Source organism: Pseudomonas sp. B2021 (genome assembly GCF_018135665.1).
In the GTDB taxonomy this organism is placed as follows: domain Bacteria; phylum Pseudomonadota; class Gammaproteobacteria; order Pseudomonadales; family Pseudomonadaceae; genus Aquipseudomonas; species Aquipseudomonas lactis.
Genome location: NZ_SMOF01000001.1, coordinates 3,002,792 through 3,014,270 on the forward strand (window position 1 = coordinate 3,002,792; position 11,479 = coordinate 3,014,270).

Consider the following 11,479-nt stretch of genomic DNA (forward strand, 5'->3'; position numbering starts at 1 on the left):
AAAAACGTCAACGATAACGCGTGTTTCCTGAAGAAACGCGGAACCTGTGCGTTTTTCGCGAGCAAGCTCGCTCCTACAGGTTTGTGTGTCAGTCGTTTAGGTGAACGCCCAGGCTGGCCAGGGCTTTCCAGTAGTCAGGGTAGGTCTTGGCCACGCAGTCCGGGTCTTGAATGCGAATGCCCGAGACTTTAAGCCCGGCGAGGGCAAAGCACATGGCGATGCGATGGTCGGCGTGGGTGTCGATCAGTGCGGTGCAGGCGGTGCCAGCCAAAGCGGGGTCGCTCGCTACCAGCAGATCATCGCCCTCGATGGTCGCCAGGCCCGGGCGAATTTCGTTGAGGCCATCGTACAGCGCCTGCACGCGGTCACATTCCTTGACGCGCAGGTTCGCCAGTTCGGTAAAACGCACCGGCGTGTTGTTGAACGCGGCGAGCACCGCCAGGGTCGGGATCGCATCCTGCATTTGCGAGCCTACCACCGTGGCCTGCATGTTCGGGAACTGCGCGATCACAGCCTGGGCCTTGGCGTCGGGCTGGGTGAAGTCCTGCGCGGCTACACCGATGTCGATACGGCCACCGGTCAGTACTTCTGCGGCCCACAGGTAAGTGGCGGCGGAAGCGTCGGGTTCGATCAGGTAGTCATGGGCGGTATAACCGGTGGGGGCCACGCGCCAGGTGGTGTCGTCCACGACGTCCACCTGGGCACCGAACGCACGCATGCAATCGAGGGTCAGGTCCACGTAGCCACGGGCGCCGATGTCCTTGCCGGTCAGTGCCACTTCAATCGGCGCTTCGCCGCACGCGGCCAGCATCAGCAGGGCCGATACGTACTGGCTGGACAAGCCACCGTCAATCTCAAAGCGCTTGGCCTTGACCTTGCCCACACCGTGTACCGTCACCGGTGGGCAGCCAGTGGGGCTGTCGACCTGGATGCCGTTCTGGCCCAGGGCAGCCAGTAGCGGGCCGATCGGGCGTTTTTGCATGTACTCGTCACCGTCCAGCACCACGGTGCCTTGCACGGTGGCGACGGCAGCCGTGAGAAAGCGCATGGCGGTGCCGGCGTTGCCGAGGAACAACGGTTGTGCCGGCAATTGCAGCGAGCCTTGGCTGGTGACGACAAAGGTGGTCTCGTCCGGCTCGTCGATGGTGACGCCCATCTGCCGCAGGGCTACCGACATATGGCGCGTGTCATCGCTTTTGAGCGCACCGCTCAACCGGCTGGTGCCCTTGGCCAGTGCCGCCAGCAACAGCGCACGGTTGGTAATGGATTTGGAGCCGGGGGGCGCGACCTTGCCAGTGAGGGGGAAGTTGGGCGGTGTAACGGTCACGGTTTTCTGCGAACTCAAGGTACAAGGCTCCTGGTCAAGGCGAGGTGGCGTGGAGTGGCCGACGTGCGGACCCGAATCATCAGGCAAACACGCCATGCTTGTCGAGTGAACGGGTGATCTGCGTGATTTATTGGAATGCGCTGCGGCCCAAATAATGTAGGAGCGAGCTTGCTCGCGAAAAACGTCAACGATAAAGCGTGCTTCCTGAATGAGCGCGGCGCCTGGAAGTTTTTCGCGAGCAAGCTCGCTCCTACAAAAAAAGGTTTGCCTGCCTTAACGCTGGCTCAGCCAGTAGTCATGCAGCGCCCGCGCAGCCGGTTCGATTTCGCTGACCTGCAGTTGATGGGCATTTACATCCAGATCCGCCGGTAGTTCGAAATTGTCCTGTTCGGCGCACCAGGAAATCCGCGCCAGTTGCCCGGCGTGTGCCGCGGGCAATGGTGGCCAGTTGGCGATCGCGACGCCGCGCACATAACCAAAACACCATTCCTCGGCAAGGGTCACCGCCTGGTCTTGATGTTCTGTTTCATCGAAACGGGCTTTGAATGCCTGGGAGTCAGTGGCCAATTGCGCGGCCAGGGTATTCATATGGCGTACGCACAGTTCGAGAAAAGCCTGGGCCTCGTCCATGTTGTCCCATTCAGGGTTTTGCCCGCCCCAGATCGCCGGGAACCACTCGGCCACATCCACCTTGGCCGGGCTGGAAACCAGGGCGGTGAAGTAACCGTCGAGTTCGGCCATGTTCAGCACCGAGTGGTCTTCGCCGTATTTGAGCAAGGTGGCGTCAATGAATTCGAAATCGGCGGGAGCGAGGGGTTGGGCGTGCATGGCATATCCTTAAAACGTCGAGCGCCGCGGTTGGGGCGGCTTAAAGCGCGAAGGATGGCGTGTGTGCGGGGTTTTATCCAGCGTCTTTTCCTGCGCCGGTGCCAGTCCCGCTTTTGGCCGATGCGCCGTGGCGCACCCTTGATATAGTCTGGCCTTTCTCAATCGCCAGTCAGGGATCACTGCCATGTCCGAATACCAAGCCTTCGTTGTCGAACTCAGCGGCAACGTTGCCCATGTGCAGATCAATCGCCCGGAAAAGATCAACGCCATGAACGCGGCGTTCTGGACCGAAATCATCGACATCTTCCAATGGATCGACGAAACCGACGCCGTGCGTGCCGTGGTGCTCAGCGGGGCGGGCAAGCACTTTTCCTCGGGCATCGACCTGATGATGCTGGCCTCGATCGCCAATGATTTTGGCAAGGACGTGGGGCGCAATGCGCGTCTGCTACGCCGCAAGATTCTCGAGCTGCAAGCCTCGTTCAACGCTGTGGACACTTGCCGCAAGCCCGTGCTGGCGGCGATCCAGGGCTATTGCATCGGCGGCGCCATCGACCTGATCAGTGCCTGCGACATGCGCTATGCCGCCGAGGACGCGCAATTCTCAATCAAGGAGATCGACATCGGCATGGCCGCCGACGTCGGCACCTTGCAACGCCTGCCCCGCATTATCGGCGACGGCATGCTGCGTGAACTGGCCTACACCGGCCGTCAGTTCGGCGCTGAAGAAGCCCGTAGCATCGGCCTGGTCAACCGCGTGTTTGCTGATCAGCAAAGCCTGCTGGCGGGTGTCATGGACCTCGCCCAGCAAATCGCCGCGAAGTCGCCGATTGCCGTGACCGGCACCAAGGCCATGATCAGCTACATGCGTGACCACACAGTCAATGACGGCCTGGAATACGTTGCCACCTGGAACTCGGCTATGTTGCAATCCAACGACCTGCGCGTGGCCATCGCGGCCCACATGAGTAAGCAGAAACCCGAATTCGTGGATTGACCGACATGACCCCAGGCTGGATTACTACAACGCTGCTGGACAACGACGCCCCTGGCGGCTGGGCCGTCGCCCGCAGCCGCGAAGGCTTTTTACACGACACCAATGGCCCGCTGTTCCCGCGCGAATGGCTCAAACGCCAGGACCTGTCGGTGTTTGCCGAACACGGCATCGGCCACCTCGACGGCGAGCCGGTGTACCTGCTGGAACTCGACTCGGTGGCGGATGTGCCAGGGTGCAGTTGGCAGGGCTTGCGCGGCTTTATGCTGCAAGGCGATCACACCCTGTACAAAGTGCTGGGCTACGCCGCGCAGATCGGCACCTGGGCGCGGGAGCACCGCTTTTGTGGCAGTTGTGGCCAGGCGATGGTGCAGGTGCCTAGGGAGCGGGCGATGTATTGCCAGGCCTGCGACCTGCGCAGCTACCCGCGTATCTCGCCAAGCATGATCGTGCTGGTGACCCGTGGCGATGAGATCCTGCTGGCGCGTTCTCCGCGTTTCGTCACGGGGGTCTATAGCACCCTGGCCGGTTTTGCCGAACCGGGTGAATCCGCCGAAGACTGCCTGATCCGGGAAGTGCGTGAAGAGGTGCAGGTGGAGGTCAAGAACATCCAGTACATGGGCAGCCAATGCTGGCCGTTCCCTCACTCGATGATGCTGGGCTTTCATGCCGAATACGCCGGTGGCGATATCGTGCCCCAGGCCGACGAGATCGAAGATGCGCAGTGGTTCAATATCCACGAGCTGCCGCCGTTGCCGGCGTCACGCTCGATTGCGCGTTACCTCATCGACCTCTACGTGGCCCGCCGCTTAGGCCACGCTGAACCAGTGCTGCCAGGCTAGGCGTACGGTCAGGCCCAGCACCACGGTGATAAACACCGGGCGAATGAATTTGGCGCCGCCGCTGATCGCGCTGCGTGCGCCAAAGAACGCGCCACACATCACCGACACCCCCATCGCCAGGCCGACAATCCAGTCCACCGACCCATTGATGATGAACACCGTCAGCGCCGCCGCGTTGCTGACGAAGTTCATGCTGCGCGCCACGCCGCTGGCCTTCACCAGGTCGATAGGGTGCAGCAGCATCGTGCTGACCGTCCAGAACGCCCCCGTGCCGGGCCCGGCCACGCCGTCGTAGAAGCCCAGGCCAAAGCCCTGGGTGGCTTGCCATTTCTTCTTGATCGGTGCCTCGGCATCCAGCGGCGCCTTGGGCGTGCCACCGAACAGCAGGTACACACCGCAGGCGAAGACGATCACCGGGAGCATCTTGTTCAGGGTTTCGGCGGGCAAGTAATGGGCGACGACCGCGCCGGTCAGCGCACCGATCAGTGTACCGACGATGGCGTGCACCCATTGGCGTGGGTGGAACAGCTTGCGGCGGTAGAAGGTAAAGCTGGCGGTGGCCGAACCGAAGGTGGAGCTGAGTTTGTTGGTGCCCAGTACCAGATGCGGCGGCATGCCAGCGGTGAGCAGGGCGGGCGTGGTCAACAAACCGCCACCGCCGGCGATGGCGTCGATAAAACCGGCGATAAAAGCGACAACGGCCAGGATGGCCAGGGTAGTGAGGTCAACGCTGAGTTCGAAAGGCATGGGCAGGGCTTATTGTTGGAGGGCCGCAGAAAGCCAGCATCTTACTGCGATGTGGCGGGTCTAGGCGATTCAAATGTGGGAGCGGGCTTGCCCGCGAAGGCGGCCTGTCAGTCACTGAATTTTCAACTGAACCACCGCTATCGCAGGCAAGCCAGCTCCCACATTGGTTATGTATTGCCCACAAAATCTGCGCCTGGCACAGAACCTCTGTGGGAGCGGGTAGACACCCAGCCTCACCGAACCGAGTTCTGCATCACAATCTGTGGCAGATGCTCGGACAGAAAGTCAATCAGCGCCCTGACCGAAGGCAGCATGCCGCGCCGCGCCGAATACGCCAGGTGCAGCGTCAGCTCGGGGGCACTCCATTCTGGCAGCACCACCACCAATTGCTGTCGAGCTAGGGCGGGCAGGCACGCAACATCCGGCATCATCGCGATGCCCAACCCCTGGATGGCCGCATTCAGGATCGTTTCATGCTCCCTGCACATCAAGGTCGGCCGCAGCTTGGCGGTGGTGCGCGCACCATCGGGGCCCACCAGCAGCCATTGTGGCTGCGGCTCATCCGCCGCTTCGTAGTAGAGCGTTGGCCGTTGTGCCAGCTCGTCCGGATGAGACAGCGACCCCGTGCGATGGAGGTAGTCCGGGCTGGCGACCAGGATGCGCCGGCTGATCCCCAGGGGTTTGGCGACCAGGTCGGGGTCCATGTCCTCCGGCCGGCGCAGCCGCACGGCGATGTCCACCGATTCTGCCTGCAGGTCCACCGTGCGATCGGTGGCAAGCACCTGTACGCGCACTTGGGGGTAAAGGGTCATGAACGCCGGCAGGTTAGGGGCCAGGAATACCTGCGTCGCCAGCACCGGGCAACTGATGCGCACCAGCCCACGCGGCGCGGCGCTGGCCATGTCGATGACCTCTTGGGCTGCGAGCGCTTCGGTGATCGAGGCGCGGCAGTGGATGAAAAACCGCTCACCGAGGTCGGTCAGGGACACGTGGCGCGTGGTTCGATGGAACAAGCGGGCGCCCAGGCGTTGTTCGAGCGCCGCGACGCGTGCGCTGAGCCGCGACTTGGGGATGCCCAGCACCCGTCCCGCCGCCGAAAACCCGCCGTGCTCGGCGACCATGGAGAAATAGTAGAGATCGTTGAGGTCCTCCAGCACAGCCTGGGTGGTCATACGATTGTCCGGTTTTAAGTAACAGAAGGTTCAAAACTAGCATCTATTGGGATGATTGTCCTTTGGTTAGGCTGATGACTCACCGAATCAGCTGGTACTCAAGGAGCCCCCGACATGCCTCTGCTTACCGCCGCCAATCTTGCGCAATATGGCGACCCTCATCCACGCCAGCGAGTTGCCGTGCTCGACACCGACATGAGCTACGTGGACGTCGGCGCAGGCGACCCCATCGTCTTCCTGCATGGCAACCCCACGTGGTCCTATCTGTGGCGCAATATCATTCCTCACGTGCTGCCACACGGCAGATGCCTGGCGCCGGACCTGGTGGGTATGGGGCTCTCGGGCAAGTCGCCGACTCGCGCCTATTGCTTCGAGGATCATGCCCGCTATCTCGATGCCTGGTTCGAGGCCATGGGGTTGACCAACGTTGTGTTGGTCACCGATGACTGGGGCACTGCACTGGGAGCGCATTGGGCCAACCGCAACCGGGATCGTGTACAGGCGCTGGTGTATATGGAAGGTGTGGTGTTTCCGGGAAGCTGGGACGATTACGCCGGCGCAGGCAAGGACCTCTTCAAAGCCCTGCGCTCGGAACCAGGCGAGCAGATGATCCTTGAGGAGAACCTCTTCATCGAAGGGATCCTGCCTCGCACCACATTGCGCACCCTGGGCGTCGAGGAAATGGACGCCTACCGCGCGCCTTTTGCCACCCGGGAAGACCGATGGCCGACCCTGGCCTGGCCCCGCGAACTGCCTATCGAGGGTGAACCGGCCAATGTCGTCAAGATCATCGAGGCGTCTGGCGCATGGTTGGCGACCGAGGCACTGCCCAAGCTGCTGATCGTCGGGGAGCCAGGCGCGGTGCTCACCGGGCGTGCGCTGGCCTATGCCCGCACATGGGCCAATCAACGCGAGGTCAGCGTGCCGGGCATTCATAGCCTGCAGGAAGACTCTCCGGCCGAGATCGGCCTGGCGCTGTCGCTCTTCCTGCGAGAACTGCGCCCCATCACCTGAAGCCATCCCATTCACACCCGTGCATGACCTGACCCCTGGAGGTAGACCATGAAACACACCTACAAAGGCCCCGACGATGCGTTGGAAGTGGCGCGCTTTGTCTGCAATGCAGTCAACGGCTGGACCGAAAACCCGACACGGATGATTCCCTATTTCACCCCGGACGGCGGTTGGGAATTTCCGTTCGCGCCCATAGAGTTTGGCCTGTTCTTCAAGGAGGTCCGTGGAGCCGAGGCCATGAAGCGCTACTTCAGCTCGCTCGTGCCTTATATGGAAAATCTGGATATCGGACCGGTAGAAAATTGGATCATCCACACGCTGAAGACCCCGCATACCTACGTTTACGAATACACCGGCACGGCCACCATCAAGGGCTCGGGCAAGCTCTATGAGCAGAACTACATTTCGATCGTGACGCTGGACGGCGGCAAGATCAAAACCTATCGCGAGCATTGGGACCCCTACGTCGCGCTGCGCGATTTCGGCCTGGCGCGCGCTGTTGACGGCGACGCGAAGTAGCGACTGCGACAGTTCCCAATTGCAAAGACGAGGTGAAACATGAACGCAAAAGACGTGGTAACCACGATGTGGACCGAACTGATGACCGCCAAGGACCCGGCCGTTATCCAGAAGTGGGTCGCCCCGACCTACGAGCAGCACAGCCCCTATGTGCAAACCGGCCGAGAAGGTCTTGAGCAGTTAGTGGCAAGCCTGCGAGACGACTACAGCTACGAGCTGGTGCGGATCTTCAGCGACGGCGACCTGGTGGTGTTGCACGGTATTCATCGCAACTGGCTCAACGGCGTATTCACCGGCGGCGAAGCTGTTGTCGGCGTCGACATGTTCCGCGTCGCGGATGATCAGATCCAGGAACATTGGGATGCGTCGGTGCCCGTGATGCGCATTTCTGCCTCCGGCCGCACCCAGCTTGACGGCCCGGCGACGGTTGAACATGCAGGCATGACGCAGCAGAGCGCAAACACGGCTAAAGCCTTCGTCCAGACGGTACTGGTCGACAAGCAGCATCAGCGCCTGCCCGAGTTCATCAGCAAGCATGGGTTGGCACAGCACATTACGGAAATTGCCGATGGCGCCGCTTGCCTGACGCAAGCGTTGGCGGTGAGCGACAAGGAGTATGTCGCGATCAGGAAGATGGTGGCTGAAGGTGAGTTTGTCGCGGTCCAGTCAGAAGGGCGGGTCAATGGTCAAACCCACACCTTCTGGGACCTGTTCAGAGTCGATGCGCATGCAAAGATCGCTGAACAGTGGCAGGTAGCGGCGGTGTTCCCCGATGTCGTACCCCACGACAACGGGGCGTTCTAGAGCGTTATTTGTGCGCGCCCAGCCATTCCACGGCCGTGCGCCAGATGCAGATACCCAGGAAATAGGCCGACATCAGCGACCACAGGCCAAATGTCCATGGGTTGGTGTTGGGGTAGTCCACCACCATCAGGAAGCTGCACAACAGCCAGATCGTGGTCACCGCGATGTTGATCGGCATGAAGCGCTTGACCCGGAACGGGTGCAGGAACTTCATCGGCGTCACGGTCAACAGCGCCAGGCCGATCACGGTCAGCAAGGTGACCCAGGCATCCGGCTGGATGATATAGACGCACAGGGCAACGACGTTCCAGGCGGCAGGGAAGCCGACGAAGTAGTTGTCCTTGCTCTTCATGTTCACGTTGCAAAAGCAGAACAGCGACGACACCAGGATCACCGACACCGCAAACAGGTGGGTGAAATCGGGCAGGTCGATGTAGCGGTAGATAAACAGTGCCGGAATGAATACGTAGGTGAGGTAGTCGATCACCAGGTCCAGCACCGAGCCGTCAAAGCTGGGCAGCACCGTGCTGACATTCACCCGTCGCGCCAGCGAGCCGTCGACGCCATCCACCACCAGCGCCAGGCCCAGCCACAGCAGGCACGCCTTGGGGGAGTTTTCCAGCAGCGCCAGGGTGGCCAAAAAGGCCAGTACCACACCGGTGGCGGTAAAGCCGTGGGCGCCCCAGGCTTTGAGTCTGGCTACATGCAGGGTCGATATCACGGGCGGTTCTCCAAAAGGTCAAACGGGGCAGCCGACGACGTAGCGTCATCGAGTCTGGCCAGGGAATGCAGGTATCGACCGGGAAGGGGAGGATAAGGTTCACCGCCCGGCGTATCCGTTAGCGTAGCAAGCGTAGGATGTTTCGGCATCAGCCCTGACGGAACACCAGTGCCTTTAGCCCACTCTGTGGGTCAATGTCAGGGAATTCCGGTGGGTTTTCCAGCCGCTGCACAAAGCGCAGGCCCGGTGCTTCGCGGGTCACGCCGTCGATCAGGAAATCTTCGCCGAAGGCAGGATCGTTCATGCATGCCAGTACGGTGCCGTGGGCACTGAGCAAGTCCGGCAGGCGGCGCAGCACGCGCTGGTAATCCTTGGTCAGCAGGAAACTGCCTTTCTGGAAGGAGGGCGGGTCGATGATCACCAGGTCGTAAGGGCCGTTGTTCGTCACCTTGGCCCAGGACTTGAACAGGTCGTGGCCCAGGAAGCTCACCCGGCTCAGGTCATGCCCATTCAGGCGATGGTTGTCGCGGCCACGGCTGAGGGCACCACGGGCCATATCCAGGTTCACCACATGGTCGGCGCCGCCTTCGATGGCGGCCACGGAAAAACCGCAGGTATAGGCAAACAAATTCAGCACGCGCTGGCCCTGGGCCTGTTCGCGCACCCAGTTGCGCCCGTAACGCATGTCGAGGAACAGCCCGCTGTTCTGTTTTTTACCCAGGTCGATCAGGTAGCGCAGGCCGTCCTCGGTGATGGTCAGCTCGTCGATGGCGTCGCCCACCAGCCATTCGGTGGTGCTTTGCGGCAGGTAGCGGTGTTGCAGGGCCACGGTGTGTGCGCCGAAAGCGGCCCAGTCGATGTGCAGTAGCGTCTGCTTCAGGGCCTGCAGGTGCTCGGTTTCCTTGAACAACGCCACCAGCACCACCCCTTGCAGCCAGTCCACCGTCAGTTGTTCCAGGCCCGGCCAGCAGCGGCCACGGCCATGGAACAGGCGCCGGGTTTCCGCAGGCGCGTCAGCCAGGGCAGTGAGCAAGTGGGCGTGCAGGGTAGCGAGTGCGTCTGGGTTCATCGTTAAGGGTCAGTCATCGGGCGGGCGGCATTTTAAACACAACTGTGGGTCAACGCGTGGCAATCAGCGCCGGGCCGAATGACTCTTTCAAGAAAACCGGGGCGATATAGCGTTCGTAATGTGCCTCGGACAGCAGAAAAAACTCTCGATCTATCGCATCGCGCAAATCCGCCAGGTGGCGCTCGCGAAACTCTGGCAGCAACGCCAACCCATAGGCATCGAGCCTGGAAATCACCCGCGCACCCCGTGCGATCAGCTGGTATGCCCAGCAATACGGCGACTGGTGCGGCATAAAACGAATCTTGCGCGCTTCCAGCTGCTGTCGCAGGCAGTGCGGGTCGAACACTTCCAGCTTGCTGGCCATCACCTGCACCAGCAGTTGTTCCAGACGCAGCCACACCGCCTGTTTTTCCTCGGCGCTATAGCCATTCCACTGGATCACCTCGTGGTGATAGCGCTTGCAGCCCCGACAGACCAGGTCACCGTAGACGGTGGAGCACAGGCCGACGCAAGGGGTCTTGATGGAGTGCGGCATTTTCAAGCCTTTGAAGAAAGTGTAAGCGTGTTTAGTCGGTGTTTCTTTGTCGCCAAGTGGGCAACGATGGCTTCAATCCATTGCGAGCGACACCCATGAAAACACCGATCAAAGCCTGGCTGTACGCCGTGATGTTCACCGCTGTTGCCGGCTGTTCCAACCCACCTACTCAAAGAGACATCGCCATGCCCAAACCCCTGGTATCCCTCGCCGTACTCAAGGCCAAACCTGGCCAAGAGCACGCTCTAAAAGCTGGCTTGCTGAGCCTGATCGAACCGACGCTGGCCGAACCTGGCAATCTGGATTACGTGTTGTTCGAGCGACGCGACGAACCCGGCACGTTCTACATGCGCGAGGCATTCAAGAACCAGGCGGCACTGGATGAGCATTTTGCCACGCCTTACTTCCAGCGCTTTGCCGCCACGGCGGATGCGTTGCTCAGCGAGCCGTTGCAGTTGATTTTCCTGGAGCAGGTGTCGAACTGAAGCCGTTGACGGTAGGAGCGAGCTTGCTCGCGAAGATCCCAAGGGCGCCGCGTTCATTCAGGATGAGCGCGTTATCGTTGACGTTCTTCGCGAGCAAGCTCGCTCCTACAGCGTTACGTCAGTCCCAGCTCAACGCACCGCCGGTCTGGTACTCGATCACACGGGTCTCGAAGAAGTTTTTCTCTTTCTTCAAGTCCATGATCTCGCTCATCCACGGGAACGGGTTGGTGGTGCCCGGGTACTCTTCCTTCAACCCAATCTGCGTCAAACGACGGTTGGCAATGAACTTCAAATAGTCTTCCATCATCGCCGCATTCATGCCCAACACCCCACGCGGCATGGTGTCGCGAGCGTATTCGATCTCCAACTGCGTACCCTGCAGAATCATCTGGGTCGCTTCTTCCTTCATCTCGGCATCCCAC

The 11,479-nt window shown here is 61.0% G+C and carries 14 protein-coding genes; 6 read left to right on the forward strand and 8 right to left on the reverse strand.

The window, feature by feature from the left end; all coding sequences use genetic code 11:
* Positions 1-88: 88 nt before the first annotated feature.
* Both E1K68_RS13235 and E1K68_RS13240 read right to left on the reverse strand, forming a co-directional pair.
* Complete coding sequence (locus tag E1K68_RS13235) at positions 89-1,345, reverse strand: 3-phosphoshikimate 1-carboxyvinyltransferase (RefSeq protein WP_212614198.1); 1,257 nt, start codon at positions 1,343-1,345, stop codon at positions 89-91.
* Positions 1,346-1,600: 255 nt separating this feature from the next.
* A complete protein-coding gene (locus E1K68_RS13240; RefSeq protein ID WP_137203828.1) occupies positions 1,601-2,155 on the reverse strand; it encodes a UPF0149 family protein in 555 nt (184 codons plus the stop codon).
* A 184-nt stretch (positions 2,156-2,339) separates the two neighbouring features.
* Here E1K68_RS13240 and E1K68_RS13245 point away from each other — a divergent pair, with 184 nt between their 5' ends.
* On the forward strand, positions 2,340-3,152 hold the full coding sequence (locus E1K68_RS13245; protein ID WP_003191008.1) for a crotonase/enoyl-CoA hydratase family protein: 813 nt from the start codon (positions 2,340-2,342) through the stop codon (positions 3,150-3,152).
* A 5-nt stretch (positions 3,153-3,157) separates the two neighbouring features.
* A complete protein-coding gene (gene nudC, locus E1K68_RS13250; RefSeq protein ID WP_003191009.1) occupies positions 3,158-3,991 on the forward strand; it encodes an NAD(+) diphosphatase in 834 nt (277 codons plus the stop codon).
* Here nudC and E1K68_RS13255 read toward each other — a convergent pair.
* A complete protein-coding gene (locus tag E1K68_RS13255) occupies positions 3,959-4,738 on the reverse strand; it encodes a TSUP family transporter (protein WP_003191011.1) in 780 nt (259 codons plus the stop codon). The genes nudC and E1K68_RS13255 overlap by 33 nt on opposite strands.
* 233 nt (positions 4,739-4,971) lie before the next feature.
* Complete coding sequence (locus E1K68_RS13260; RefSeq protein ID WP_212614199.1) at positions 4,972-5,910, reverse strand: LysR substrate-binding domain-containing protein; 939 nt, start codon at positions 5,908-5,910, stop codon at positions 4,972-4,974.
* Positions 5,911-6,024: 114 nt separating this feature from the next.
* Between E1K68_RS13260 and E1K68_RS13265 the strand changes: the two genes are divergently transcribed.
* From E1K68_RS13265 to E1K68_RS13275, 3 genes are read left to right on the forward strand one after another with little or no spacing between them, the layout of a single operon-like run.
* The gene (locus tag E1K68_RS13265) at positions 6,025-6,924 is read left to right on the forward strand and encodes a haloalkane dehalogenase (RefSeq protein ID WP_212614200.1); all 900 of its coding nucleotides are present in this window, start codon (positions 6,025-6,027) and stop codon (positions 6,922-6,924) included.
* Positions 6,925-6,972: 48 nt separating this feature from the next.
* Positions 6,973-7,443, forward strand: coding sequence for a nuclear transport factor 2 family protein (locus E1K68_RS13270; protein WP_137203826.1), 471 nt, complete (start codon positions 6,973-6,975; stop codon positions 7,441-7,443).
* Between the two features lie 39 nt (positions 7,444-7,482).
* Positions 7,483-8,247 (forward strand): nuclear transport factor 2 family protein, encoded by a 765-nt coding sequence (locus E1K68_RS13275; protein ID WP_034135520.1) that lies wholly within the window; start codon positions 7,483-7,485, stop codon positions 8,245-8,247.
* A gap of 4 nt (positions 8,248-8,251) precedes the next feature.
* Here E1K68_RS13275 and pcsA read toward each other — a convergent pair whose 3' ends face one another.
* The 3 genes from pcsA to E1K68_RS13290 form a co-directional block, all read right to left on the reverse strand.
* Positions 8,252-8,968 carry a phosphatidylcholine synthase gene (gene pcsA, locus E1K68_RS13280; protein WP_003191017.1) on the reverse strand — a complete coding sequence of 239 codons (717 nt, stop codon included), beginning with the start codon at positions 8,966-8,968 and terminating at the stop codon, positions 8,252-8,254.
* 148 nt (positions 8,969-9,116) lie between these two features.
* Positions 9,117-10,037, reverse strand: a complete 921-nt coding sequence (locus E1K68_RS13285; protein ID WP_212614201.1) for a class I SAM-dependent methyltransferase — start codon at positions 10,035-10,037, stop codon at positions 9,117-9,119.
* Between the two features lie 49 nt (positions 10,038-10,086).
* Positions 10,087-10,572 carry a DUF1289 domain-containing protein gene (locus E1K68_RS13290; protein WP_003191019.1) on the reverse strand — a complete coding sequence of 162 codons (486 nt, stop codon included), beginning with the start codon at positions 10,570-10,572 and terminating at the stop codon, positions 10,087-10,089.
* A 185-nt stretch (positions 10,573-10,757) separates the two neighbouring features.
* Here E1K68_RS13290 and E1K68_RS13295 point away from each other — a divergent pair, with 185 nt between their 5' ends.
* Positions 10,758-11,057, forward strand: a complete 300-nt coding sequence (locus E1K68_RS13295; RefSeq protein WP_212614892.1) for a putative quinol monooxygenase — start codon at positions 10,758-10,760, stop codon at positions 11,055-11,057.
* A gap of 118 nt (positions 11,058-11,175) precedes the next feature.
* Here the strand turns inward: E1K68_RS13295 and E1K68_RS13300 are convergent.
* The coding region (locus E1K68_RS13300) for a ribonucleotide-diphosphate reductase subunit beta (protein WP_212614202.1) at positions 11,176-11,479 on the reverse strand (304 nt) is incomplete at its 5' end.

Coding starts and splice junctions, on each gene's coding strand:
- E1K68_RS13240 (WP_137203828.1), bottom strand. CDS start 2,155: ATGCACGCCCAACCCCTCGCTCCCGCCGATTTCGAATTCATTGACGCC.
- E1K68_RS13245 (WP_003191008.1), top strand. CDS start 2,340: ATGTCCGAATACCAAGCCTTCGTTGTCGAACTCAGCGGCAACGTTGCC.
- nudC (WP_003191009.1), top strand. CDS start 3,158: ATGACCCCAGGCTGGATTACTACAACGCTGCTGGACAACGACGCCCCT.
- E1K68_RS13255 (WP_003191011.1), bottom strand. CDS start 4,738: ATGCCTTTCGAACTCAGCGTTGACCTCACTACCCTGGCCATCCTGGCC.
- E1K68_RS13260 (WP_212614199.1), bottom strand. CDS start 5,910: ATGACCACCCAGGCTGTGCTGGAGGACCTCAACGATCTCTACTATTTC.
- E1K68_RS13265 (WP_212614200.1), top strand. CDS start 6,025: ATGCCTCTGCTTACCGCCGCCAATCTTGCGCAATATGGCGACCCTCAT.
- E1K68_RS13270 (WP_137203826.1), top strand. CDS start 6,973: ATGAAACACACCTACAAAGGCCCCGACGATGCGTTGGAAGTGGCGCGC.
- E1K68_RS13275 (WP_034135520.1), top strand. CDS start 7,483: ATGAACGCAAAAGACGTGGTAACCACGATGTGGACCGAACTGATGACC.
- E1K68_RS13285 (WP_212614201.1), bottom strand. CDS start 10,037: ATGAACCCAGACGCACTCGCTACCCTGCACGCCCACTTGCTCACTGCC.
- E1K68_RS13290 (WP_003191019.1), bottom strand. CDS start 10,572: ATGCCGCACTCCATCAAGACCCCTTGCGTCGGCCTGTGCTCCACCGTC.
- E1K68_RS13295 (WP_212614892.1), top strand. CDS start 10,758: ATGCCCAAACCCCTGGTATCCCTCGCCGTACTCAAGGCCAAACCTGGC.